This is a genomic window from Pseudomonas sp. BIOMIG1BAC (genome assembly GCF_001705995.2).
GTDB lineage: Bacteria > Pseudomonadota > Gammaproteobacteria > Pseudomonadales > Pseudomonadaceae > Aquipseudomonas > Aquipseudomonas sessilinigenes.
The window spans coordinates 1,161,293-1,185,457 of sequence record NZ_CP049045.1; the positions used below are offsets into that span (position 1 = coordinate 1,161,293).

Below are 24,165 nucleotides of genomic sequence, written 5' to 3' on the forward strand. Positions count from 1 at the left end.
TTGTAAAAAGCGGCGGCCAGTTTACCCGAGCGAGTCCGGGACCGCCCAGTTAATCACGACGCGTTTTATTTTTGAGGTGGCCCGTGGCCCGTTCCAAGACAAGCCATAACTGGCTAAAAGAACATTTCAACGACCCATTCGTCAAAATGGCGCAAAAAGATGGGTACCGTTCCCGTGCCAGCTACAAGCTACTGGAAATCCAGGAAAAAGATCGTCTCATCCGCCCGGGCATGAGCGTTATCGACCTGGGAGCTGCCCCGGGTGGCTGGTCGCAGGTGACCAGTCGTCTGATTGGCGGCCAGGGGCGCTTGATCGCTTCCGATATCCTGGAGATGGACAGCATTCCCGATGTGACCTTCATTCAGGGGGATTTCACCGAGGATGCCGTGTTCGCGCGAATTCTCGAAGCGGTGGGAAATTCCGAGGTCGACCTTGTGATTTCCGATATGGCCCCCAATATGAGTGGGTTACCAGCCGTAGATATGCCTCGAGCGATGTTTCTCTGCGAGCTGGCGTTGGATCTCGCGAGCCGTGTGCTTCGTCCAGGCGGCGATTTCCTGATCAAGATCTTCCAAGGGGAGGGTTTTGATGAGTTCCACAAGAATGTCCGGCAGAGCTTCGAGAAAGTGCAGATGCGCAAACCGACCTCTTCCCGCGATCGTTCTCGGGAGCAGTACCTGCTAGGGCGCGGCTTTCGTGGGCGTTCGGAGTAAGTAGGAGTTTTGAGCGGGGTGATAGGATTTTCATATTTCGCCCCCGCGGTATTAAGCGCATATTGTGTAGTCTAGGTTTCACATAGGGTTACAGACAGCGCCTGCCAGAGCTGTAGGTAATGTAGTAAGTTAGGCCGGTGAATATCATGCGAAGCGCGCGCCAGTAGCGGAGCTTGCTTCAGAGGGTAGTTAATTGAACGACATGGCAAAGAATCTAATCCTTTGGTTGATCATCGCGGCTGTCCTGGTGACGGTGATGAACAACTTCTCCAGCCCTAACGAGCCGCAGACCCTCAACTATTCAGACTTTATTCAACAAGTTAAGGATGGCAAGGTCGAGCGCGTTGCCGTTGACGGTTATGTGATTACCGGCAAGCGCAACGACGGCGACAGCTTCAAGACCATCCGCCCGGCGATCCAGGACAACGGCTTGATTGGCGACCTGGTTGATAACCATGTAGTGGTCGAGGGCAAGCAGCCTGAGCAGCAGAGCATCTGGACCCAGTTGCTGGTGGCCAGCTTCCCGATCCTGGTGATCATTGCGGTCTTCATGTTCTTCATGCGCCAGATGCAAGGTGGCGCAGGCGGCAAGGGCGGCCCGATGAGCTTTGGCAAAAGCAAGGCGCGCCTGCTGTCCGAGGATCAGGTAAAAACTACCCTGGCTGATGTCGCAGGTTGTGACGAAGCCAAGGAGGAAGTTGGCGAGCTGGTCGAGTTCCTGCGTGACCCAGGCAAGTTCCAGCGCCTGGGCGGGCGGATTCCTCGTGGCGTACTGATGGTCGGCCCTCCAGGTACTGGTAAGACCCTGCTGGCCAAGGCTATCGCTGGCGAAGCGAAAGTGCCGTTCTTCACCATTTCCGGTTCCGACTTCGTCGAGATGTTCGTCGGTGTGGGTGCCAGCCGTGTTCGCGATATGTTCGAGCAGGCCAAGAAACATGCTCCTTGCATCATCTTCATCGACGAGATCGATGCCGTCGGTCGTCACCGTGGTGCCGGCATGGGCGGTGGTCATGATGAACGCGAGCAGACCCTCAACCAGTTGCTGGTTGAGATGGACGGCTTTGAAATGAACGATGGCATCATCGTGATCGCTGCTACCAACCGCCCTGATGTGCTGGACCCTGCGTTGCTGCGCCCTGGTCGTTTCGACCGCCAGGTGGTGGTAGGCCTGCCGGACATTCGCGGTCGTGAGCAGATTCTCAAGGTGCATATGCGCAAAGTTCCGATGGGTGACGATGTCGCTCCAGCGGTTATCGCGCGTGGCACGCCAGGTTTCTCCGGTGCCGACCTGGCCAACCTGGTGAACGAGGCTTCGCTGTTCGCAGCTCGTGGTGGCAAGCGAATTGTCGAGATGAAGGAATTCGAGCTGGCCAAGGACAAGATCATGATGGGCGCAGAGCGCAAATCCATGGTCATGTCCGAGAAGGAAAAACAGAACACGGCTTACCACGAGGCGGGTCACGCTATTGTGGGTCGAGTGGTGCCTGAGCATGATCCTGTCTACAAGGTGTCGATCATTCCTCGCGGGCGAGCCCTTGGGGTCACCATGTTCTTGCCGGAAGAGGACCGCTACAGCTTGTCCAAGCGTGCCCTGATCAGTCAGATCTGCTCGCTCTACGGTGGTCGTATCGCTGAAGAGATGACCTTGGGTTTCGATGGCGTGACCACTGGGGCATCCAACGACATCATGCGGGCCAGTCAAATTGCCCGGAACATGGTGACCAAGTGGGGGCTTTCCGAGAAATTGGGTCCGCTGATGTATGCGGAAGAAGAGGGCGAGGTGTTCCTGGGGCGCAGTGCCGGTTCCCAGCATGCGAGCCTGTCTGCCGAGACCGCAAAGCTCATCGACTCCGAAGTGCGTAGCATCATCGATCAGTGCTATGGCACCGCGAAGCAGATCCTGACTGACAACCGCGACAAGCTGGATGCCATGGCGGACGCCTTGATGAAGTACGAAACCATCGATGCCGATCAGATCGATGACATCATGGCGGGGCGCACCCCGCGTGAGCCTCGTGATTGGGAGGGCGGTTCGGGTACTACTCCTCCAGTGGTACAAAACGAACGTCCGGAAACTCCTATTGGTGGCCCTGCGGCTGACCACTAAGGTTCTAAATGACTTCTGTTTCTTCCTCTACCCGGTTGCCTTGCGGCAACCGGGTTCTTGATTTGGCCCGTGCGCATGTCATGGGTATCTTGAATGTCACCCCTGATTCCTTTTCCGATGGCGGCCGTTTCAACCAGCTAGATGTCGCCTTGCGTCATGCTGAAGCCATGGTTGTGGCAGGGGCTACGCTGATCGATATAGGTGGCGAGTCGACCCGGCCCGGGGCGCGAGTGGTGTCGCCTTTGGAGGAGTTGGGGCGAGTGGCTCCTGTGGTCGAGCGCATTCATCGCGAGTTGGATGTCATCATCTCCGTTGACACCTCGACGCCCGCCGTCATGCGTGAAACCGCCCGTCTTGGTGCAGGGTTGATCAATGATGTTCGGTCTCTACGTCGTGATGGTGCCCTGGATGCGGCGGCTGCCACGGGGCTGCCGGTGTGCCTTATGCACATGCTCGGTGAGCCGGGAAACATGCAGGATGACCCTCGTTATCAGGATGTTACCCACGAAGTAGGTGTCTTCCTGGCTGAGCGCATGGCGGCATGTGCATCGGTAGGAATTGGTGCCGAGCGGATCGTCCTTGATCCTGGCTTTGGTTTTGCCAAGACCTTGCAGCACAACCTGAGCCTGTTCAAGCATATGCAAGCCTTGCACTCGCTGGGGTGTCCGTTGCTGGTTGGCGTATCCCGCAAGAGCATGATTGGCCAGGCATTGAATCGCCCTGTAGCTGAGCGCCTGCACGGCAGCTTGGCGCTAGCCGCGCTGGCGGTAGTCAAGGGGGCAAAAATTATCCGCGTGCACGATGTTGCCGAGACCGTGGATGTAGTGCGAATGATTGCGGCAGTGGAATCGGCCGAATAAGAATGATGGAGTACTTATGACTAAGAAATACTTTGGCACCGACGGTATTCGTGGCCGCGTGGGTGAATACCCTATTACTCCTGATTTCATGCTCAAGCTTGGTTGGGCTGCGGGCATGGCTTTCCGTAGCATGGGTGCCTGTCGCGTCCTGGTGGGCAAGGACACGCGTATCTCCGGCTACATGTTCGAGTCGGCTCTGGAGGCCGGTTTATCCGCTGCTGGTGCGGATGTGATGTTGCTGGGGCCTATGCCGACTCCGGCAATCGCCTACCTGACACGCACCTTCCATGCCGAGGCCGGTATTGTTATCAGTGCTTCGCACAATCCCCATGATGACAATGGCATCAAGTTCTTTTCGGGTGAGGGCACCAAGTTGCCCGACGAAGTCGAGCTGATGATTGAAGAGCTACTGGATGCTCCGATGACCGTGGTGGAATCCAGCAAGCTTGGCAAGGTATCGCGAATCAATGACGCCTCGGGGCGCTACATCGAGTTCTGCAAGAGCAGTGTGCCCTCCAGTACCAGTTTTTCAGGTCTGAAGGTCGTTCTCGATTGCGCGCACGGCGCGACTTACAAAGTGGCTCCAAGTGTATTTCGTGAGTTGGGGGCCCAGGTTACCGTCCTGTCGGCACAACCCAATGGCTTGAATATCAACGAGAACTGCGGTTCTACCCATATGGCGCAGTTGCAGGCTGCGGTCCTGGCTGAGCATGCCGACCTGGGTATTGCCTTTGACGGCGATGGCGATCGGGTGCTGATGGTTGATCAGACCGGCGCGATTGTTGATGGTGATGAGCTGTTGTTCATCATTTCCCGAGACCTGCATGAGCGCGGCAAGCTCCAAGGTGGCGTGGTCGGCACGCTCATGAGCAATCTGGGGCTGGAGTTGGCCTTGGCTGAACTGGGTATTCCTTTTGTTCGGGCCAATGTCGGTGACCGTTATGTGATCGCCGAGCTGCTAGAGCGGAACTGGTTGGTGGGTGGAGAAAATTCGGGGCATATCGTGTGCTTCCGTCATGCCACCACTGGCGATGCGATCATTGCCGCTTTGCAAGTGCTGATGGCGCTCAAGGCGCGTGGCGAAAGCCTGGCTCAATGCCGGCAAGGGTTGCGCAAGTGCCCCCAGGTGCTGGTCAATGTGCGTTTTGGTGGCGGTGAGAATCCGGTCGAGCACCCTGTGGTGAAAGAGGCTTGTGAGCGTGTTACTGCTGCCATGGCTGGGCGAGGGCGAGTTCTCTTGCGCAAGTCCGGTACAGAGCCTCTGGTGCGTGTCATGGTCGAGGGTGACGATGAAACCCAGGTCCGCGCCTATGCCGATGAACTGGCAAAACTGGTTGCTGAAGTTTCTGCCTGATTTCAGCTTGCCAGTGGTGTTTTGGTTGGGTAACATCTGCGCCCACTTTGACCGACGAGGTAAAGCATGCGTCGCCCTATGGTAGCTGGTAACTGGAAGATGCACGGTACCCGCGCCAGCGTCGCTGAGCTGATCAACGGCCTTCGTCATCTGGCCTTGCCAAGCGGTGTTGACGTCGCGGTGTTCCCGCCTTGCTTGTATATCAATCAGGTGATTGATGGCTTGAAAGGCAAGTCGATTTTTGTCGGCGCACAGAACTCCGCGGTGGAACCCATGCAGGGTGCGTTGACGGGCGAGATCGCTCCGAGTCAGTTGGTCGATGCAGGTTGTTCCCTGGTGCTGGTTGGGCACTCTGAGCGCCGCCAGATGATGGGTGAGCGTGATGCGGTCCTCAATCGCAAGTTCGCAGCGGCACAGGCCTGCGGTTTGAAGCCGATCCTGTGTGTAGGGGAAACCCTGGAGCAGCGCGAAGCCGGTAAGACTCTTGAGGTTGTCGGGCGTCAGCTTGGCAGCATCATCGAAGAGTTGGGTGTTGGTGCTTTCGCCAATGCTGTTATTGCTTACGAGCCGGTCTGGGCCATTGGTACCGGGCTGACTGCGACACCGCAGCAAGCTCAGGATGTGCATGCAGCCATCCGGGCGCAGTTGGCGGCAGAAAATTCTGAAGTGGCACGAGGTGTGCGGCTTCTATACGGCGGCAGCGTGAAGGCGGCCAATGCGGTCGAATTGTTCGGCATGCCGGATATCGATGGGGGGCTCATTGGTGGAGCTTCCCTGAATGCAGATGAATTCGGTGCGATTTGTCGCGCCGCGGGAAACTGAGAAAATGCTGGAAACAGTCGTAGTCGTTTTTCATCTGCTGGGTGCCCTGGGCGTAGTTGCTCTGGTTTTGCTGCAGCAGGGTAAAGGTGCGGAAGCTGGCGCGTCTTTCGGTGCAGGTGCTTCAAATACTGTGTTCGGAAGCCAAGGTTCCTCTACCTTTCTTAGTAAGTTTACTGCTATACTTGCCGCCGGTTTCTTCATAACCAGCTTGGGGTTAGGTTACTTTGCTAAAGAGAAAGCTCATCAGCTGACTCAAGTAGGTTTGCCAAATCCAGCAGTACTTGAAGTACCAAAGCAAAAACCGGCTTCTGATGATGTACCGGTGCTCCAAGAGCAAAAGTCGGCTAACAGTGCGACTGACGTACCTCCAGCTCCAGAGCAGAAGTAAGAAGAGTTTCACGCAGTAACGTAGTCTATGCCGAGGTGGTGGAATTGGTAGACACGCAACCTTGAGGTGGTTGTGCCCATAGGGTGTAGGGGTTCGAGTCCCCTTCTCGGTACCAATTATCAGGAGAGCCCGCTGTTGCGGGCTTTCTTGTAGGTGGAAGGTTACATTGACCCTATTTGGGATCAGTCGTATACTTCCGCCCCAGCTTTGTCGCGGGGTGGAGCAGTCTGGTAGCTCGTCGGGCTCATAACCCGAAGGTCGTCGGTTCAAATCCGGCCCCCGCAACCAGTTTTAGCGGAGCCCCTTTTCAGGGGCTTTTTGTTAGCTGGACACTTTATAGCGCCGATGTTCAACGGCGTTTCCGGGATGGGCGCTTCGCCCATTTTTTATTTGCACAAGCATGCACGAGGGGGTTCAGGTGTCGAGCAAGCTAGAACAGTTGCAGGCCTTGTTGGCCCCGGTGGTCGTGGCCCTTGGCTATGAATGCTGGGGTATCGAGTTTTCGGCCCAGGGCCGCCATTCATTGTTGCGCGTTTACATCGATAAGGAAGGCGGCGTGCTGGTGGACGATTGCGCCATCGTCAGCCGTCAGCTCAGCGGTGTCCTGGATGTTGAAGATCCAATTTCCGTTGAGTACACCCTAGAAGTTTCCTCTCCTGGCATGGAACGCCCGCTGTTCACCCTTGAACAGTTTGCCAAGTATGTCGGTGAGCAAGTGAAGATCAAGCTGCGCTCGCCCTTCGAAGGTCGGCGTAATTTTCAGGGCTTTCTCCGCGGGGTGGAGGAACAGGATGTCGTGGTGCAGGTGGATGACCATGAATTCTTGTTGCCGATCGATTTGATCGACAAGGCCAACATTATTCCCAGTTTTGACTGAGACGCGGATCCCGCGGATCCAATGGCTTGCGAAAGGCGAGGCGTACGATGAGCAAAGAAGTACTGCTGGTTGTTGAGTCGGTATCCAATGAAAAAGGTGTACCGGCAAGCGTAATTTTTGAAGCGCTGGAGCTGGCCCTGGCCACTGCTACCAAAAAGCGTTTTGAAGACGAAGTGGACCTGCGTGTGGAAATCAATCGCCACAACGGTTCCTATGAGACTTTCCGTCGCTGGACGGTAGTCGATGAAGCCGATCTGGATGATCCAGCGGTGGAAACCTGGCTGAGCAAGGCCCGCGAAACTCATCCCGATGCCAAAGTCGGTGATGTGATCGAAGAAAAAATCGAATCCATCGAGTTCGGCCGTATCGCTGCCCAGACTGCCAAGCAAGTCATTGTGCAGAAGGTTCGCGAAGCCGAGCGCGCGCAAGTGGTCGATGCCTACCGCGAGCGCCTGGGCGAGATCATTTCCGGCACCGTGAAAAAGGTGACGCGTGACAACGTGATCGTCGACCTGGGTAACAACGCCGAAGCGTTGCTGGCCCGTGAAGACATCATCTCCCGTGAGACTTTCCGCGTTGGTGTGCGTTTGCGCGCTCTGCTCAAGGAAATCCGCACCGAGAACCGTGGCCCGCAGTTGATCCTGTCGCGTACCGCTCCGGAAATGCTGATCGAGCTGTTCCGTATCGAAGTGCCGGAAATTGCCGAAGGCCTGATCGAAGTCATGGCCGCCTCCCGTGATCCGGGCTCGCGGGCCAAGATCGCCGTCCGCTCCAAGGACAAGCGCATCGACCCGCAAGGCGCGTGCATCGGTATGCGCGGTTCGCGCGTCCAGGCTGTTTCCGGCGAGCTGGGTGGCGAACGTGTGGATATCGTCCTGTGGGACGAGAATCCGGCGCAGTTCGTGATCAATGCCATGTCGCCGGCTGAAGTCGCGGCCATCATCGTCGACGAAGATGCCCATGCCATGGACATCGCCGTTGGTGCAGACAACCTGGCCCAGGCCATTGGCCGTGGCGGTCAGAACGTACGCCTGGCCAGCCAGCTGACTGGCTGGACCCTGAACGTGATGACCGAGTCGGACATCCAGGCCAAGCAGCAAGCGGAAACCGGCGACATCCTGCGCAATTTCATCGAAGAGCTGGAAGTCGATGAAGAGCTGGCACAGGTTCTGGTTGACGAAGGCTTTACCAGCCTGGAAGAAATTGCCTACGTACCGTTGGAAGAAATGCTCAACATCGATGGTTTTGACGAAGACATCGTCAACGAGCTTCGTGCTCGGGCCAAGGATCGCCTGTTGACCAAGGCCATCGCTACTGAGGAAAAGCTGGCAGACGCCCATCCGGCCGAAGACCTGCTCTCGCTTGAGGGTATGGACAAGGATTTGGCGATGGAACTGGCGGTGCGCGGCGTGATTACCCGCGAAGACCTGGCCGAGCAGTCTATTGACGACCTGCTCGACATCGACGGCATCGACGACGAGCGTGCCGGCAAGTTGATCATGGCCGCCCGAGCCCATTGGTTCGAGTAATAGGCGCGGCCTGAGGAGAGAAGTGCATGACGCAAGTCACGGTGAAACAACTGGCCGATGAGGTCAAAACACCGGTAGAGCGCCTGCTGCAGCAGATGCGTGAGGCAGGTCTGCCGCACACCGCCGCCGAGGAACATGTGAGCGACAGTGAGAAGCAATCGTTGCTGACTCACCTGAAGAGCAGTCACAAGGCGAAGGTGGAAGAACCACGCAAGATCACTTTGCAGCGCAAGACCACCAGTACCCTGCGTGTCGCTGGCAGCAAGAGCATCAGCGTTGAAGTGCGTAAGAAGAAAGTCTTCGTACAGCGCAGCCCCGAAGAAATCGAGGCCGAGCGCCAGCGTGAGCTGGAAGAACGTCGCGCAGTAGAGAATGCTGCCCGTCAAAAGGCCGAAGAAGAAGCCAAGCGCCGCGCCGAAGAAGAGGCACGTCGCCAGCCAGCTCCGGTTGTCGAGCCTGTTGTCGAGGCGGTAGCCGCTCCTGCGCCTGTCGCGGCCGAGCGTGTGCAGGAGGCGCCAGCAGCGGCCCCGGCACCAGCAGTGGAAGCCCGTAAGAAAGACGAGCCTCGCCGTCCGGACAAAACCCGTAACGACGACAGCCGTCGTGGCAGCGATGGTGAGCGCAAGAACGCTCCGCACCGTGCTTCGGTCAAGGAAAAGGCTCCGGCGCCTCGCGTCGCGCCCCGCACGACCGATGAAGAAAGCGACGGTTTCCGTCGTGGCGGTCGCAGCAAGGGCAAGCTGAAGAAGCGTAATGCCCACGGTTTCCAGAACCCGACAGGGCCGGTTATCCGTGACGTACAGATTGGCGAGACCATCACTGTGGGCGAGTTGGCCCAGCAGATGTCGGTCAAGGCCGCTGAAGTCATCAAGTTCATGTTCAAGCTGGGCACTCCAGCCACCATCAACCAGGTACTGGATCAGGAAACTGCCCAGCTGGTAGCCGAAGAACTGGGCCACAAAGTGACCCTGGTCAGCGACACCGCCCTGGAAGATTCCCTGGCCGAGTCCCTGAAGTTTGAAGGTGAGGCTGTTGCCCGTGCTCCGGTCGTGACCGTAATGGGCCACGTTGACCATGGTAAGACCTCGCTGCTGGACTACATCCGTCGCGCCAAAGTGGCCGCGGGCGAAGCCGGTGGCATTACCCAGCACATCGGCGCCTACCACGTAGAAACCGAGCGCGGCATGGTCACCTTCCTCGACACCCCGGGTCACGCCGCGTTTACCGCAATGCGTGCCCGTGGTGCCAAGGCCACCGACATCGTGATCCTGGTGGTCGCGGCGGACGACGGCGTGATGCCTCAGACCGTCGAAGCCGTTCAGCACGCCCAGGCTGCTGGCGTACCGCTGGTGGTCGCGGTGAACAAGATCGACAAGCCGGGTGCCGACCTGGATCGCATTCGCAGCGAACTGGCGGCCCATGGCGTGACGCCGGAAGATTGGGGTGGCGATACTCCGTTCGTTCCAGTCTCCGCGAAAATGGGTACCGGCGTTGACGATCTGCTCGAAGCCGTCCTGCTGCAAGCCGAAGTACTGGAACTCACCGCAACCCCTTCGGCCCCTGGTCGTGGTGTGGTGGTCGAGTCCCGTCTCGACAAGGGCCGCGGCCCGGTGGCTACCGTGCTGGTCCAGGACGGTACCCTGCGTCAAGGCGACATGGTGCTGGTCGGCTCGAACTATGGCCGCGTGCGCGCCATGCTCGACGAGAACGGCAAGCCGATCAAGGAAGCGGGCCCGGCCATTCCGGTCGAGATCCTCGGCCTGGACGGTACTCCGGATGCTGGCGACGAGATGAGCGTGGTGGCTGACGAGAAGAAGGCCCGTGAGGTTGCCCTGTTCCGTCAAGGCAAGTTCCGCGAAGTCAAGCTGGCTCGTGCCCACGCTGGCAAGCTGGAAAACATCTTCGAAAGCATGGGCCAGGAAGAGAAGAAGACGCTCAACATCGTCCTCAAGTCCGACGTCCGTGGTTCGTTGGAAGCCCTGCAAGGCGCCTTGAACGGCCTGGGTAACGACGAAGTGCAAGTGCGTGTAGTTGGCGGCGGCGTCGGTGGTATCACCGAGAGCGATGCCAACCTGGCACTGGCCTCCAATGCAGTCGTGTTCGGCTTCAACGTGCGTGCCGATGCCGGTGCGCGCAAGATCGTCGAGCAGGAAGGTCTGGATATGCGTTACTACAACGTAATCTACGACATCATTGAAGACGTCAAGAAAGCCCTGACCGGTATGCTGGGCAGTGATGTCCGGGAGAACATCCTGGGTATCGCCGAGGTTCGTGACGTGTTCCGCTCGCCGAAGTTCGGTGCGATCGCCGGTTGCATGGTCATCGAAGGTGTCGTGCACCGTAACCGTCCGATCCGCGTACTGCGCGAAGACATCGTTATCTTCGAAGGCGAGCTGGAATCCCTGCGCCGCTTCAAGGATGACGCTTCCGAAGTGCGTGCCGGCATGGAGTGCGGTATCGGCGTCAAGAGCTACAACGACGTCAAGGTTGGTGACAAGATCGAAGTCTTCGAGAAGGTCCAGGTTGCTCGCAGCCTCTAACTCGCGCACTTCAAGAGCCCCGATGGATCGCTGCATGCAAATGCACGGCATCGCTGGCGGGCTCTAAACGCAACGCCCGGTCTGGTTTTTTCCAGGCCGGGCGTTTGCCGCTTTCAGACCACACGGGTTTCACCGTGAGGCAGTAACAGGTAGCAAGACATGGCAAAAGAATACAGCCGTACCCAACGTATCGGTGACCAGATGCAGCGCGAGCTGGCGCAACTGATCCGCCGTGAAGTCAAGGACCCACGTGTTGGCCTGGTGACGATCACCGCCGTGGAAGTCAGTCGTGACGTCGGTCACGCAAAGATCTTCATCACCGTGATGGGCCAGGAAGGTGCCGAAGAGATCGCCCAGAGCATCAAGGTGCTGAACTCGGCGGCAGGTTTCCTGCGCATGCAACTGGCGCGTGAAATGAAGCTGCGCAGCGTGCCGCAATTGCACTTCCATTATGACGAGAGCGTGGCCCGTGGTGCCCACCTGTCGGCCTTGATCGAGCGTGCCGTGGCCGAAGACAGCCAGCATGGCGACGCCTCCGCCCCTGAAGACACCAAGGAGTAAGCGGTGGCTCAGGTCAAGCGTATCCGTCGTAATGTCAGTGGGATCATCCTGCTGGACAAGCCCCTGGGGTTTACCTCCAATGCGGCGCTGCAGAAGGTCCGTTGGTTGCTCAATGCCGAGAAGGCCGGGCACACCGGTAGCCTCGATCCCCTGGCCACCGGCGTATTGCCGTTGTGCTTTGGAGAGGCCACCAAGTTCTCGCAGTACCTGCTCGATTCCGACAAGGGTTATGAAACCCTGATGCAGTTGGGAAAGACCACCAGCACGGCGGATGCCGAAGGCGAGGTCCTGCAAACCCGCGAGGTGACCGTTGGTCGTACCGATATTGAAGCGGTATTGCCGGAATTTCGTGGTGAAATCAAACAGATACCCCCCATGTACTCTGCCCTCAAGCGTGATGGCCAGCCACTCTACAAGCTGGCTCGTGCAGGGGAAGTGGTGGAGCGTGAACCGCGTTCTGTTACTATTGCGCGCCTGGAATTGCTCGCCTGTGAAGGCGACACCGCCCGCTTGGCGGTGGATTGCAGCAAAGGCACCTATATCCGTACCCTGGTGGAGGATATCGGCGAGAAACTCGGTTGTGGTGCGTACGTCGCGGAACTGCGACGGACCCAGGCCGGACCTTTCAGCCTGGCCCAGACGGTCACCCTGGAAGAGCTCGAGGCCGTGCATGCCGAAGGTGGTAACGAAGCGGTGGATCGTTTCCTGATGCCATCGGACAGTGGCCTGCTGGATTGGCCGTTGCTGCAGTTCTCGGAGCACAGTGCGTTCTACTGGCTCAATGGCCAGCCGGTACGTGCCCCCGATGCGCCGAAGTTCGGCATGGTGCGAGTACAGGATCACAATGGTCGCTTCATCGGTATCGGTGAAGTGAGCGAAGACGGGCGCATCGCGCCGCGTCGACTGATTCGGTCAGAGTGACCGAAACCAGCCTGTGTCACAGCAGGTTGGCGAGTGTGGCTGTCAGCAGGCACGGTCACTACTCTTTTTTTGATACAGGGATTTGTCCCTGGCCTGTTGAAACTGTTCTTGAACAGTTTCCTGATATAAGGAATGCCCACATGGCACTCAGCGTTGAAGAAAAAGCTCAGATCGTAACCGACTACCAGCAAGCTGTTGGTGACACTGGTTCGCCAGAAGTGCAAGTTGCACTGCTGACCGCCAACATCAACAAGCTGCAAGGTCACTTCAAGGCCAACGGTAAAGACCACCACTCGCGTCGTGGCCTGATCCGCATGGTAAACCAGCGTCGTAAGCTGCTGGACTACCTGAAGGGCAAGGACCTGAGCCGTTACAGCACCCTGATCGCTCGTCTGGGTCTGCGTCGCTAATCAGCGATTGCGCTATGAGGTTGGTTGCTTGCCATGCGTCAGCGGTTTTTCCGCCGGCGTATGGCAGGCTTCCAGCCTCAAGTTTTATCTGGGCTGTAGTTTTACCTGGACAATAAAGGCTGGGCCGATTCCCACCGTTGCCCAAGAATTTCGCAAGAACACAAGTTTCCCCAAGAGCCACAAAGAAGGTAGGACACCGTGAACCCGGTAATCAAGAAATTCCAGTTCGGTCAGTCGACCGTCACTCTCGAGACTGGCCGTATCGCCCGTCAGGCCTCCGGCGCAGTATTGGTCACCGTTGACGACGACGTCAGCGTATTGGTGACCGTAGTCGGTGCCAAGCAAGCCGATCCAGGCAAAGGCTTCTTCCCTCTGTCTGTCCACTACCAGGAAAAAACCTACGCCGCCGGCAAGATCCCTGGTGGTTTCTTCAAGCGTGAAGGCCGTCCTTCCGAGAAAGAAACCCTGACCTCGCGTCTGATCGACCGCCCGATCCGCCCTCTGTTCCCAGAAGGCTTCATGAACGAAGTGCAGGTTGTCTGCACCGTGGTTTCCACCAGCAAGAAGACCGATCCGGACATCGCTGCGATGATCGGTACCTCTGCTGCCCTGGCCATCTCCGGCATTCCTTTCGACGGCCCGATCGGCGCTGCCCGCGTCGCTTTCCACGAAAGCACCGGCTACCTGCTGAACCCAACCTACGAGCAACTGGCTGCTTCGAGCCTGGACATGGTCGTAGCCGGTACCGAAGAAGCGGTACTGATGGTTGAGTCCGAAGCCAAGGAACTGACCGAAGACCAGATGCTGGGCGCCGTGCTGTTCGCCCACGACGAATTCCAATCGGTGATCAAGGCCGTCAAGGAACTGGCCGCCGAAGCCGCCAAGCCAACTTGGGACTGGGCGCCTGCCGCCGAAGCCACCGAGCTGCTGGGTGCCATCCGCGCCGAGTTCGGCGACGCCATCTCCCAGGCCTACACCATCACCGTCAAGGCCGACCGTTATGCCCGCCTGGGCGAGCTGAAGGACCAAGTGGTCGCCAAGCTCTCCGGCGAAGAAGGCCAGCCATCGGCTTCCGACGTCAAGGCCGCTTTCGGTGAGATCGAATACCGCACCGTTCGCGAAAACATCGTTAACGGCAAGCCACGTATCGACGGCCGCGACACTCGTACCGTACGTCCTCTGAATATCGAAGTTGGCGTCCTGGCCAAGACCCACGGTTCGGCCCTGTTCACCCGTGGCGAAACCCAGGCCCTGGTCGTTGCGACCCTGGGTACTGCCCGTGACGCACAGCTGCTGGACACCCTGGAAGGCGAGAAGAAAGACCCCTTCATGCTGCACTACAACTTCCCACCGTTCTCGGTAGGCGAATGTGGTCGCATGGGTGGTGCTGGTCGTCGTGAAATCGGTCACGGCCGCCTGGCCCGTCGTTCCGTCCAGGCCATGCTGCCGGACACCGACTCGTTCCCTTACACCATCCGCGTGGTATCGGAAATCACCGAATCCAACGGCTCCAGCTCCATGGCTTCGGTCTGCGGTGCTTCCCTGGCCCTGATGGACGCCGGTGTACCGATGAAGGCTCCGGTTGCCGGTATCGCCATGGGTCTGGTGAAGGAAGGCGAGAAGTTCGCCGTCCTGACCGACATCCTGGGTGACGAAGACCACCTGGGCGACATGGACTTCAAAGTAGCCGGTACCGCCAAGGGTGTGACCGCGCTGCAGATGGACATCAAGATCAAGGGCATCACCGAAGAAATCATGGAGATCGCCCTGGGCCAGGCCCTGGAAGCTCGCCTGAACATCCTCGGCCAGATGAACCAAGTGATCGGCCAGTCGCGTACCGAACTGTCGGCCAATGCTCCGACCATGATCGCGATGAAGATCGACACCGACAAGATCCGTGATGTCATCGGTAAAGGCGGCGCCACCATCCGTGCGATCTGCGAAGAAACCAAGGCTTCGATCGATATCGAAGACGACGGTTCGATCAAGATCTTCGGCGAAACCAAGGAAGCGGCAGAGGCAGCTCGCCAGCGCGTCCTGGGCATCACCGCAGAGGCCGAGATCGGCAAGATCTACGTCGGCAAGGTTGAGCGCATCGTCGACTTCGGCGCCTTCGTCAACATCCTGCCGGGCAAGGACGGCCTGGTGCACATCTCCATGCTGAGCGACGCTCGCGTAGAGAAAGTCACCGACATCCTGAAAGAAGGCCAGGAAGTGGAAGTGCTGGTACTGGACGTGGACAACCGCGGCCGTATCAAGCTCTCCATCAAGGACGTGGCAGCAGCCAAGGCTTCGGGCGTTTAATCTCCCTTTAGCCTCACGCTGAACAAGCAAGCGCCCCGACTGGTTCGGGGCGTTTTGCTATCTGCGCTTGATATCTCTTTGCCCTCTTGCCTGGCGCGCCCCAGGCGCCGGTGCTAGGGATGGTCTGAAGTAGCCATGTATTTCCCCGGCATACCACCTAGCGCAACTTTTAAACTCGCCAAATGATCAAAAAACAATCAATTCGACGAGTATTTCTTACGTTTTCGCCACCCGGACCCCACTCCGGTGGCCATTTCCCGCATTACAGGCGCACCTCTCCTGCATTCGTCAGTAAATGTCGGCGCGCCATCCACAGGTTCGACAGAGCGAACAGTGTCACCAGTTGCGCCGTGTTTTTGGCCAAGCCGCGAAAGCGCACCTTGGTGTAACCGAACTGGCGCTTGATTACCCGGAACGGATGCTCGACCTTGGCGCGCACCTGAGCCTTGGCCTTTTCAATCTTGCGCTTGGCTTTGTACAGCACGCTGCGCTTATCGAGTTTTTTGTAGGTGCTGCGGCGTGCCGCCACCTGCCAGATAACTTCACGTCCTTCATGCTCGGGCCGCTTTTCGACACCGGTGTAGCCTGCATCGGCGCAGACCACGTTTTCGTCGCCATGCAGCAATTTGTCCACCTGGGTGACATCCGCCACATTGGCCGCCGTGCCCACTACGCTGTGCACCAGACCCGATTCGTCATCGGCGCCGATGTGGGCCTTCATGCCAAAATAATACTGGTTTCCCTTCTTGGTCTGGTGCATTTCCGGGTCGCGCTTGCCGTCCTTGTTCTTGGTCGAACTGGGCGCATTGATCAGCGTTGCATCGACGATGGTGCCCTGGCGCAGCGACAGGCCGCGGTCGCCCAGATAGCCATTGATGACAGCGAGGATGCCGGCCGCCAGCTCGTGTTTCTCCAGCAAGCGGCGGAAGTTGAGAATGGTGGTTTCGTCGGGGATGCGCTCCAGGTTCAGCCCGGCAAACTGGCGCAGGATCGTGGTTTCGTACAGCGCTTCCTCCATCGCTGGATCGCTGTAGCCGAACCAGTTCTGCAGCAGATGCACACGCAGCATCGCCATCAACGGGTAGGCCGGACGGCCACCTTCACCTTTCGGATAATGTGGCTCGATCAAAGCAATCAAGCCCTTCCACGGCACCACCCGATCCATCTCGATCAGGAACAACTCCTTGCGGGTTTGCTTGCGCTTGCCAGCGTACTCGGCGTCGGCGAAGGTCATCTGCTTCATCGGGAAACTCGGTGGGTGGGGTCGCGGTATTTTGCCAAATCAGAAAGTCTTTTTCAGAGTTTCCCTAGGTTTAGCCCACGCCGGTGTAGCTCAGTCGGTAGAGCAGCGCACTCGTAACGCGAAGGTCGCAGGTTCGATTCCTGTCTCCGGCACCAGAGAGCAAGCCAGGGCAGTTCATGACTGCCTACCCCCCCTAAATGAACGCTCTCGAAAGACACCGAACTACAAAACATCGGCAGGCCACTTCAGCCACTATGTCGAGTTCGCAGGTTGTATCTAAAACCATGCTAAATGGTCGTCATAGCTTGCTCTGTAAGTTCCAGAGCTTTCCTGCTCAATTCAGTTGAGCGCCTTCTAGTTGCCTGTTGAAGTGCGTCTGATGTTGCAGATGCCGATAAGCCAGAAACAAATACATCAACTAAGCGTTTGCTTGTACTTAACCGGCATCACGTACTGGGATCCGCAGTTTGTTCAATGCTATTGGGTTATGCACTTTGTAGCTCGATGAGCTTTGGGCTTGGTTGTTCATGCTCGGGTTGGTCATGAAGTGGATGGTAGCCGCTAGGGGCATTACGCATAATGACGGCCAGGGATCATGGAGCGTCCGGTGTGAAGAAGTGGAAGTTGGCTGTGTTCGGCGTGGTATCGCTGTTGCTTGCAGGCTGTGAGAAAGGGCCTTCCTATGAGTTCGAGGGGCAATACTTCGCCACTGAAGGCGAAGAGTGCACGACTCCAGTGAGTACGAAAGACCTGGAACACTATCTTCTTGAGATAACCAAACAGGTGAGTTGGGGGCGTGTGATGTATTCCGCCACGTTGCCAGCGGCGGCCAAGGCCGGGCTGCCTGTTGTCAGTGCGCAAGACGTCTCGCCCAATGATGATAATCAGCTCACTTTCAATTTCAGCAAAGCCAGGGTGTACGGGGTTCCTCCAGAGAATCCGGACTTTACTATCGTCGTTACCGTAATCCCCAATCAAAATAAGGAAGGGCATCTTTGGCTGATCAAGGAAAAGATGATTATCAACAAGGATGGGAAAGTGAAGGAGGTCGATATCCTTGAGCGTCTGAGAGACCTTATCGAAGTCGGGCAGGCAGGCGCTTGCTTGAGAAAAGCAGCGGTGACGGGTTGATTCTTGTGGTCCTGATTGGCTAATGCCGATCAGTCAAGACGCTTGTAGGAGCGAGGCTTGCCCGCGATGCGCGCTACCGTTAACAAGCGTCGACCGGCTGCTCCTAAAGGGGATCACCTCGCTTAACTGACTGGCATTACTCTCTTTGAAACACCGATAGAGCCCATCGCTTTGGCGGGATCTGCGAAATCCTGTTTCGCAAGGTTCTGGTGGGCTGGTGTTTGGCGATGCTCCGCAAAACCTCCGATTTTTCTGCAATGGGTGCATCAGGTCATATAAATCGTGGGCCAAAGCCCCTATATTCGGTCCCTGTCTGAGTACCAGCATGCTGTTTTCAGATGATCCCGAATGGCTCTGCAGGCCGGTTGAATCGAGCGGCCCAGAGATCCCAGCGACCCCGATCCATTTCCATTCCCAAGATCAGAGAGAACGAGATGATTCCTAAAGAGGCAAGAATCGACGTAGCGCTTGAAAGGTACTTGGCTGCCACGCCTTCCTTGCAAGAAGAAATCAGTGCCCTGAGCCCTGAGGAGCAGAAGCAGCAGGCGCAATGGGCCTTTGAAGACGAGGCGGAGTCTCGTGGCATCGAGCCGTGGGAGCTGGTGCTCGACCTGGTGGCCGAGACACCCGAGGAGCTGAAGGCCATGCGCCTGGAAGTGCACCAGGAGGTTGCCGAAGCACTGGGCATGGATCTTCAGGACTACCTGGAACTCAACGAAATCGACGATTGAGCATTAGCGGCGACCAGCTTCAAGAACGCTTCTTGAAGCTTGTCGCCAAGCCCGCCGCCGTTTTCAGAGGCTCAGGCGCATGGACAGGTCCAGGGCTTTCACGTCCTTGGTCATGGCGCCGATGGAGATGTAGTCCACGCCAGTCTCGGCGATCGGACGCAAGGTGCTCTCGTTGATCCCGCCGCTGGCCTCGAGCTTGGCCTGGCCAGCATTCAGGCGCACGGCCTCGCGCATATCGTCCAGGCTCAACTCGTCGAGCATGATGATGTCGGCACCCGCCGCCAGCGCTTCTTTCAATTCCCCAAGGCTTTCCACTTCCACTTCCACCGGCTTGCCCGGGGCGATCTTGTGGGCGGCGCTCACGGCCTGGGCGATACCGCCACAGGCGGCGATATGATTTTCCTTGATCAGGAAGGCGTCATACAGGCCGATGCGGTGGTTGTGGCAGCCGCCACAGGTGACTGCATATTTCTGTGCCAGGCGCAGGCCGGGGAGAGTCTTGCGGGTATCCAGCAGCTTGACCTGGGTATCGGCGACAAAGTCCGCCAGGTAGCGAGCACGGGTGGCGACCCCCGACAGCAGTTGCAGGAAGTTCAAGGCACTGCGTTCACCCGTGAGCAGCGAGCGGGCCGGGCCTTCCAGGTGGAACAACACTTGATTGGCGACCACCCGTTCACTGTCTGCCACCTGCCAATGCACGGCGACCCTTGGGTCCAGCTGGCGAAACACCGCGTCGACCCAGGCGGTACCGCTGATCACCGCGGCTTCGCGGGTGATGATGGTGGCCTTGGCCAGCCGCTCGGCCGGGATCAATTGCGCTGTGATATCGCCGCTGCCGACATCTTCCAGCAATGCACGGCGCACGTTGGCTTCGATTTCAGCGGTCAGGTCGGCGAGGCGTAGATTCGGCATAACGGACTCCACAAACAAGGTGCGCCGATTATAGAGGCATGGGATCGACGAACCCAAGGCGGCTAATCCGGCAAGCCCAGGCCGAACCTGTGTTTCGTCGCTTTGTCTGAATAGATGAGAGATTTTTCCTAGAAACCTAAGGGTTATTTCCGAGGAGTCGACAGAGTCTGCTGGCGCAACAGGGGAGTTTTACAAGATAATGCGACTTGTAATTGACGTCATAGCTTTGACGTGTCTTTGGCTTCCCCTTACATGAAGTGCAGTGGAGTGCATTTGTGCCTCCGCTCAGAGCCGGCTGTGAGCGTCAGCGGCTCGGCAGAACCTTGATATCGAACCGAAGAAACACCTTTGCAGGAGGCTTGGATGCACAACGACGGGAATGTAGTGCCTTTGCACAAGGTCGCTACAGATCAAGCGACGTCCTCGCCGCTCGCCCGCCTGCCGGTGATTCTGCTTCAGGTTCGTGACAAGGCTGCCCAGCAATTGCGCCACGGCCTGCAGGAGTTGTTCGATAACGCCGACGATACCCTGTTCGAGATGGCCGACCGGGCGCAGAACAATGTCGAGCAGAACATCCTGTTCGAGGCCATGCGCGACCTGCGATTGAAGCGCAAGAGCATCGAGCGCGGCTTCCTCGAGAAGTTCTTCGAGGCCTTTGCTTGCCTGGTCCAGTACGACCCGGCCCAGGTCATCGCCCATGCCGCCTCCTATGACCCGAACCTGCAGCCGAGCCATGACGACCTGGAAAAAACCGTGGCCGTGGATGCCATGGTGGCCAAGGTGCTCAACCGCAGCGGTTTTGCCCTGGGCCACCTGAGTGCACGTCTGGGGATGCTGCTGGGGCGGCGTCTGGCCGACGCTGAAAACCCCTTGGGGCCCGCCATGCTCTGCGACTACTTCCTGCAGGCCGGACGCAACCTGGGGGTGGGGATCAAGGTCAAGCTGATCATCCTCAAGCTTTTCGAGCGCTACGTGCTCAGCGATGCCGAACAACTCTATGCCGAGGCCAATCAACTGCTGATCGCCACCGGCATTCTCCCGGACCTGCTTCCTGCTCCCGCCCGCCGGGCCTCGGACCGTGCCCGGGCCGAGATCCAGAGCGAGGCCGGGCCAGGCGGGCCAGGCAAGGCCGGGCAGCATCCCTTCGACGAGAGTGTCCAGGAAGTCTTCGCCGCCTTGCAGACGTTGCTGCTCCACGTGCGCGGTAGCGTGGCGCCGACCCTGGAGGCCAGCGCCGAAACCCAGCCGATCTCCACCCGCGACCTGCTGCGGCTGTTGTCGCATCTGCAGCAGTACGTGCCGGCCCCCAGCGTCCAGGATGACTTCGACCTGCGTAACCAGCTCGAACAGCTGCTGACCCGGGTCAGCGTCAAGAGCGGTAAATCCCGGGTCGTGGATGTGGCCGACGAAGATGTGATCAACCTGATCGCCATGCTGTTCGAGTTCATCCTCGATGATCGCAACCTGCCGGATTCGCTCAAGGCGCTGATCGGGCGCTTGCAGATCCCCATGCTCAAGGTGGCGGTACTGGACAAGAGTTTCTTCAGCCGCGGCAGCCACCCGGCCCGGCGGTTGCTCAATGAGATTGCCGCTGCCGCCATGGGCTGGGGCAGTTGCGATGACCATCAGCGCGACAGCCTGTACCTGCGTATCGAGCAGGTGGTGCAGCGCCTGTTGAGCGAGTTCACCGACGATCCGGCGATCTTTTCCGAGCTGCTGGCCGACTTCCTGGCCTTTACCGCCGATGAGCGACGTCGAGCCGAACTGCTGGAGCAGCGCACCCGCGACGCCGAAGAAGGTCGCGCCAAGGCGGAGCTGGCCCGGCGCCGGGTGGAGCAGGCGCTCAATACCGCGTTGCTGGGCAAGGTGCTGCCACAGGCAGTGGTGGACTTCGTCCGGGATACCTGGAGCCAGGTACTGCTGCTCAGCTACCTCAAGCACGGTGACGAGTCGCAGGAATGGCGGGCTGGCGAACACACCATGGAGCAGTTGATCTGGAGCGTGCAGCGACATGCCCAGCCGGACACCGCCATGCGCTTGCTGGCGGTGGTGCCGGGTTTGCTCAAGGGCCTGCGCGAGGGCTTGAGCGGCGCGGCGTTCGATCCGTTTGCCGCTAGCGAATTCTTCGCGCAGCTGGAGCTGCTGCACCTGCAGGCCTTCGAGCATCAAGCCCAGGAGGTGCAGCCACAGGTGTCCAGCCTGGCGCCCACAGGCACGGGAATGGTCGAAGTGGCCCAGGAGATCGTCCTGCCCAGTGCCGAGGAAGGCCCGCTGGAGGCCGCTCCCCTGGCGCTGCCGGCCAATGACGCCAGCCTGCAGGTGGTGGATCAGTTGCGCCTGGGGGCCTGGGTCGAGTTCCAGGAGGATGAAGACAGCGTCCTGCGTTGCAAGTTGGCGGCGGTCGTCCCCCATCCCGTGGCCAAGTATGTGTTCGTCAATCGCACCGGGATGAAGGTGCTGGAGCGCACGCGCATGGGCCTGGCCCTGGAATTTCAGCGTGGCGCGGTACGTACCCTGGACGACACCCTGTTGTTCGATCGCGCCCTGGAGTCGGTGATTGGCAATCTGCGGCGACTCAATCACGGCAAGTGATCGCAACCAGGGTAGGGATCGCGGCATACTGGGCTTCTCAAGGCTTTAGTTGAAGGAATCGGTATGCGGCTGGACCCTGCCACGGGTTGGTGTCATGGCGTACGTCACTGCCCGTCACCCAATTTCAATGAGCGTCCGGCAGGCGAGATCTCGCTGCTGGTGATTCATAACATCAGCCTGCCGCCGGGGCAGTTCGGCACCGGCAAGGTGCAGGAATTCTTCCAGAATCGCCTCGATGTCACGGAGCATCCGTATTTTGCCGGGATCGCCGACTTGCGCGTGTCCGCGCATTTTCTGATCGAGCGTGACGGCGCAGTCACCCAGTTTGTCTCCTGCCTGGACCGGGCCTGGCATGCCGGGGTGTCGAGTTTCGAAGGGCGCGAGACCTGCAACGACTTTTCCCTGGGCATCGAGCTCGAAGGCACCGACGAATTGCCATTCACCGATGCCCAATACCAGGCGTTGAGCCTGTTGACCGGACAATTGCAGGCGGCGTTCAGCGCCATCACGCCACACAGGATTTGTGGCCATAGCGACATAGCGCCCGGACGCAAGACCGATCCGGGCCAGGCTTTCGATTGGGCGCGCTATCGTGTCGCCCTGGAAGAGGGGGAAGGACCATGAGTTTTCTGGTGTTGCTGCTGGCGGTGTGGATCGAGAAGTTCTCGGCCCTGCGCCAGAAAGTGCAGCGCGACGGCTGGTGGCTGACGCGCCTGGCACGATTGGAGTCGAGCCCGCGCACGGCCGGGCATCCCTGGGGGCAACTGGCGTTGCTGGTGCTGCTGCCGGCGGTGGCGCTCGGCCTGTTGTTGCTGGTATTGCAACCGCTGGCCTATGGCCTGTTGGCGCTGCCGGTGCACCTGCTGGTGGTGATCTATGCCCTGGGGCGGGGCGACCTGCTGGGTGGCTTGGGTCCCTTCCGCGATGCCTGGCGACGTGAAGACCTGCAAGCGGCGCTGCATGTGGCCAAGCGCGACCTGGACATCTGCGCCGACTCCGGCGAGCAGTTGCTGGAACGGGTCCAGGGCCACCTGCTGTGGCAGGCCTACCAGAGTTTCTTCGCGGTGATCTTCTGGTACTTCCTGCTGGGTCCGGTGGCGGCCCTGAGCTATCGCCTGCTGGCGCTGGCCGCCGAACATGGCAAGAGCCCGGCCCTGGTGGAACGTGCCGCGCAGTTGCGGCATGCCTTCGACTGGCTGCCGGTGCGCCTGTTGGCGGCGAGTTTCGCCCTGGTGGGCAACTTCGTCGCCGTGGGCCGAGTGATGCTCCACGAGCTGCTCAACTGGCATATCAGTGCCGCACAACTGGTGGAAAAGGTCGGCCTGGTGGCCGGGGAAATCCCGGCCCCGGTCACCGGCCCCGAGGGCATCAACAGCCTGGATCGCATCTGGGAGCTGCTGCTGCGCGCCGCCGTGCTCTGGTATGCCGGCTTTGCCCTGTACACCGTTCTGCTCTGAGGCACCTGGCGAGGGAGTCCTCCCTCGCCACCCCCAACGGGCTTGGTCCCGGCGCGGTTAACTTTAAGTTACAAAACCTCCCCCTAAATTACGCTATACAGACGGAGCGCCGAATAGTGGCTATCTGCTGCCTTCGCCTGCCTGCCAATAAAAATAAAAGAAAGGGAGAATTCTTTGTGAAGAGCTTGCTCTATCCCTCCATAGCGCTGATGAATCGCCTGAGCTTCGGCATGAAGTTCAGCCTGATCAGCGTGCTGTTCTTTGTGCCCATGCTGGTGACCAATTTTTACCTGGTACGCGACTCCTATCGCGAATTCCAGGGCACCCGGATCGAACTGCAAAGCCTCGATCTATTGGGCAGTAGCCTGGCCCTGCGCCGCGATCTGGAAACCCTCAACAACCTGGTGCAGATCAACGCCGGCCTCGGCCAGTCCGGCAAGGCAGGGGACCTGGAGAGCAGGATCGTCGCCCTGGAACAATCCGTGCTCCAGCGCCTGCAAGCCATGCAGGCCGTGACTGCCGAGCCCCAGCAGGTGGAGGTTTTCAACGCCAAGCGCGAGGAGCTGGTCGCAGCCTTCAAGGCCCAGCAAGTGGAGAATTCGCTGCTGAACAAGAGCGGGCTGATCGGCAAGCTGCTGAGCAGTGCACAGTTGTTCAGCCAGATCATCGCCAGCCAGTCGGGTCTCAGCCGTGACGGCCAGGGCGATATCCGC

Annotated in this window: 20 protein-coding genes and 3 tRNA genes; 21 read left to right on the forward strand and 2 right to left on the reverse strand. The window is 58.9% G+C overall.

Translation table 11 applies throughout. From position 1 onward, the window contains the following. The first annotated feature begins 83 nt into the window (after nucleotides 1–83). From rlmE to pnp, 15 genes are all read left to right on the forward strand, one after another. Entirely contained in the window at nucleotides 84–713 is a 630-nt protein-coding gene (gene rlmE, locus ATY02_RS05275; RefSeq protein WP_068577791.1) for a 23S rRNA (uridine(2552)-2'-O)-methyltransferase RlmE, read from the forward strand. Between the two features lie 202 nt (nucleotides 714–915). Next, nucleotides 916–2,820 carry an ATP-dependent zinc metalloprotease FtsH gene (ftsH, locus tag ATY02_RS05280; RefSeq protein WP_068577793.1) on the forward strand — a complete coding sequence of 635 codons (1,905 nt, stop codon included), beginning with the start codon at nucleotides 916–918 and terminating at the stop codon, nucleotides 2,818–2,820. Between the two features lie 8 nt (nucleotides 2,821–2,828). Next, nucleotides 2,829–3,680, forward strand: coding sequence for a dihydropteroate synthase (folP, locus tag ATY02_RS05285; protein WP_068577795.1), 852 nt, complete (start codon nucleotides 2,829–2,831; stop codon nucleotides 3,678–3,680). Nucleotides 3,681–3,696: 16 nt separating this feature from the next. Further along, nucleotides 3,697–5,034: a phosphoglucosamine mutase gene (gene glmM / locus ATY02_RS05290; protein ID WP_068577797.1), complete on the forward strand. Its 1,338-nt coding sequence runs from the start codon at nucleotides 3,697–3,699 to the stop codon at nucleotides 5,032–5,034. A 66-nt stretch (nucleotides 5,035–5,100) separates the two neighbouring features. Beyond that, entirely contained in the window at nucleotides 5,101–5,856 is a 756-nt protein-coding gene (gene tpiA, locus ATY02_RS05295; RefSeq protein WP_068577799.1) for a triose-phosphate isomerase, read from the forward strand. 4 nt (nucleotides 5,857–5,860) lie between these two features. After that, nucleotides 5,861–6,244 carry a preprotein translocase subunit SecG gene (secG, locus tag ATY02_RS05300; protein WP_083235775.1) on the forward strand — a complete coding sequence of 128 codons (384 nt, stop codon included), beginning with the start codon at nucleotides 5,861–5,863 and terminating at the stop codon, nucleotides 6,242–6,244. Between the two features lie 29 nt (nucleotides 6,245–6,273). Then, nucleotides 6,274–6,359, forward strand: a tRNA-Leu gene (locus ATY02_RS05305). Between the two features lie 96 nt (nucleotides 6,360–6,455). Beyond that, nucleotides 6,456–6,532: transfer RNA gene (locus ATY02_RS05310), tRNA-Met, on the forward strand. Nucleotides 6,533–6,662: 130 nt separating this feature from the next. Then, a complete protein-coding gene (rimP, locus tag ATY02_RS05315; RefSeq protein ID WP_068581161.1) occupies nucleotides 6,663–7,121 on the forward strand; it encodes a ribosome maturation factor RimP in 459 nt (152 codons plus the stop codon). 47 nt (nucleotides 7,122–7,168) lie between these two features. Beyond that, the gene (gene nusA / locus ATY02_RS05320) at nucleotides 7,169–8,650 is read left to right on the forward strand and encodes a transcription termination factor NusA (protein WP_068581166.1); all 1,482 of its coding nucleotides are present in this window, start codon (nucleotides 7,169–7,171) and stop codon (nucleotides 8,648–8,650) included. A gap of 26 nt (nucleotides 8,651–8,676) precedes the next feature. Next, nucleotides 8,677–11,190: a translation initiation factor IF-2 gene (gene infB, locus ATY02_RS05325; RefSeq protein ID WP_068581169.1), complete on the forward strand. Its 2,514-nt coding sequence runs from the start codon at nucleotides 8,677–8,679 to the stop codon at nucleotides 11,188–11,190. Between the two features lie 159 nt (nucleotides 11,191–11,349). After that, complete coding sequence (gene rbfA, locus ATY02_RS05330) at nucleotides 11,350–11,751, forward strand: 30S ribosome-binding factor RbfA (protein WP_068581172.1); 402 nt, start codon at nucleotides 11,350–11,352, stop codon at nucleotides 11,749–11,751. Between the two features lie 3 nt (nucleotides 11,752–11,754). Next, complete coding sequence (truB, locus tag ATY02_RS05335) at nucleotides 11,755–12,672, forward strand: tRNA pseudouridine(55) synthase TruB (protein WP_068581174.1); 918 nt, start codon at nucleotides 11,755–11,757, stop codon at nucleotides 12,670–12,672. A 140-nt stretch (nucleotides 12,673–12,812) separates the two neighbouring features. Then, nucleotides 12,813–13,082: a 30S ribosomal protein S15 gene (gene rpsO / locus ATY02_RS05340; protein WP_060837491.1), complete on the forward strand. Its 270-nt coding sequence runs from the start codon at nucleotides 12,813–12,815 to the stop codon at nucleotides 13,080–13,082. A gap of 198 nt (nucleotides 13,083–13,280) precedes the next feature. Next, on the forward strand, nucleotides 13,281–15,386 hold the full coding sequence (gene pnp / locus ATY02_RS05345; RefSeq protein ID WP_068581177.1) for a polyribonucleotide nucleotidyltransferase: 2,106 nt from the start codon (nucleotides 13,281–13,283) through the stop codon (nucleotides 15,384–15,386). 262 nt (nucleotides 15,387–15,648) lie between these two features. Here pnp and ATY02_RS05350 read toward each other — a convergent pair whose 3' ends face one another. Continuing rightward, nucleotides 15,649–16,629, reverse strand: a complete 981-nt coding sequence (locus ATY02_RS05350) for an IS5-like element IS1384 family transposase (protein ID WP_010466230.1) — start codon at nucleotides 16,627–16,629, stop codon at nucleotides 15,649–15,651. Nucleotides 16,630–16,708: 79 nt separating this feature from the next. Here ATY02_RS05350 and ATY02_RS05355 point away from each other — a divergent pair. The 3 genes from ATY02_RS05355 to ATY02_RS05365 all read left to right on the forward strand — a co-directional run bounded on the left by ATY02_RS05355 (nucleotide 16,709) and on the right by ATY02_RS05365 (nucleotide 18,491). Beyond that, nucleotides 16,709–16,784 (forward strand) — tRNA-Thr (locus ATY02_RS05355). A gap of 454 nt (nucleotides 16,785–17,238) precedes the next feature. Then, nucleotides 17,239–17,760 (forward strand): hypothetical protein, encoded by a 522-nt coding sequence (locus ATY02_RS05360; RefSeq protein WP_068585434.1) that lies wholly within the window; start codon nucleotides 17,239–17,241, stop codon nucleotides 17,758–17,760. Between the two features lie 434 nt (nucleotides 17,761–18,194). Beyond that, the gene (locus ATY02_RS05365) at nucleotides 18,195–18,491 is read left to right on the forward strand and encodes a DUF6388 family protein (RefSeq protein WP_031320853.1); all 297 of its coding nucleotides are present in this window, start codon (nucleotides 18,195–18,197) and stop codon (nucleotides 18,489–18,491) included. A 63-nt stretch (nucleotides 18,492–18,554) separates the two neighbouring features. Here the strand turns inward: ATY02_RS05365 and nadC are convergent, their stop codons facing one another. After that, nucleotides 18,555–19,403, reverse strand: a complete 849-nt coding sequence (gene nadC, locus ATY02_RS05370; protein ID WP_068585431.1) for a carboxylating nicotinate-nucleotide diphosphorylase — start codon at nucleotides 19,401–19,403, stop codon at nucleotides 18,555–18,557. A 363-nt stretch (nucleotides 19,404–19,766) separates the two neighbouring features. Between nadC and ATY02_RS05375 the strand changes: the two genes are divergently transcribed. The 3 genes from ATY02_RS05375 (at nucleotide 19,767) to ampE (ending at nucleotide 23,452) form a co-directional block, all read left to right on the forward strand. After that, a complete protein-coding gene (locus ATY02_RS05375) occupies nucleotides 19,767–21,995 on the forward strand; it encodes a DUF1631 domain-containing protein (RefSeq protein ID WP_068585428.1) in 2,229 nt (742 codons plus the stop codon). Between the two features lie 63 nt (nucleotides 21,996–22,058). Then, on the forward strand, nucleotides 22,059–22,619 hold the full coding sequence (gene ampD / locus ATY02_RS05380) for a 1,6-anhydro-N-acetylmuramyl-L-alanine amidase AmpD (RefSeq protein ID WP_068585425.1): 561 nt from the start codon (nucleotides 22,059–22,061) through the stop codon (nucleotides 22,617–22,619). Beyond that, nucleotides 22,616–23,452 carry a regulatory signaling modulator protein AmpE gene (gene ampE / locus ATY02_RS05385; protein WP_068585424.1) on the forward strand — a complete coding sequence of 279 codons (837 nt, stop codon included), beginning with the start codon at nucleotides 22,616–22,618 and terminating at the stop codon, nucleotides 23,450–23,452. The genes ampD and ampE overlap by 4 nt, the downstream gene beginning before the upstream one ends. Nucleotides 23,453–24,165 lie beyond the last annotated feature (713 nt).

What these genes read in the sequence shown, in the direction of transcription:
- ftsH (WP_068577793.1), top strand. Translation starts at nt 916, where the DNA reads ATGGCAAAGAATCTAATCCTTTGGTTGATCATCGCGGCTGTCCTGGTG.
- folP (WP_068577795.1), top strand. Translation starts at nt 2,829, where the DNA reads ATGACTTCTGTTTCTTCCTCTACCCGGTTGCCTTGCGGCAACCGGGTT.
- glmM (WP_068577797.1), top strand. Translation starts at nt 3,697, where the DNA reads ATGACTAAGAAATACTTTGGCACCGACGGTATTCGTGGCCGCGTGGGT.
- tpiA (WP_068577799.1), top strand. Translation starts at nt 5,101, where the DNA reads ATGCGTCGCCCTATGGTAGCTGGTAACTGGAAGATGCACGGTACCCGC.
- secG (WP_083235775.1), top strand. Translation starts at nt 5,861, where the DNA reads ATGCTGGAAACAGTCGTAGTCGTTTTTCATCTGCTGGGTGCCCTGGGC.
- nusA (WP_068581166.1), top strand. Translation starts at nt 7,169, where the DNA reads ATGAGCAAAGAAGTACTGCTGGTTGTTGAGTCGGTATCCAATGAAAAA.
- infB (WP_068581169.1), top strand. Translation starts at nt 8,677, where the DNA reads ATGACGCAAGTCACGGTGAAACAACTGGCCGATGAGGTCAAAACACCG.
- rbfA (WP_068581172.1), top strand. Translation starts at nt 11,350, where the DNA reads ATGGCAAAAGAATACAGCCGTACCCAACGTATCGGTGACCAGATGCAG.
- rpsO (WP_060837491.1), top strand. Translation starts at nt 12,813, where the DNA reads ATGGCACTCAGCGTTGAAGAAAAAGCTCAGATCGTAACCGACTACCAG.
- ATY02_RS05350 (WP_010466230.1), bottom strand. Translation starts at nt 16,629, where the DNA reads ATGAAGCAGATGACCTTCGCCGACGCCGAGTACGCTGGCAAGCGCAAG.
- ATY02_RS05365 (WP_031320853.1), top strand. Translation starts at nt 18,195, where the DNA reads ATGATTCCTAAAGAGGCAAGAATCGACGTAGCGCTTGAAAGGTACTTG.
- nadC (WP_068585431.1), bottom strand. Translation starts at nt 19,403, where the DNA reads ATGCCGAATCTACGCCTCGCCGACCTGACCGCTGAAATCGAAGCCAAC.
- ATY02_RS05375 (WP_068585428.1), top strand. Translation starts at nt 19,767, where the DNA reads ATGCACAACGACGGGAATGTAGTGCCTTTGCACAAGGTCGCTACAGAT.
- ampD (WP_068585425.1), top strand. Translation starts at nt 22,059, where the DNA reads ATGCGGCTGGACCCTGCCACGGGTTGGTGTCATGGCGTACGTCACTGC.
- ampE (WP_068585424.1), top strand. Translation starts at nt 22,616, where the DNA reads ATGAGTTTTCTGGTGTTGCTGCTGGCGGTGTGGATCGAGAAGTTCTCG.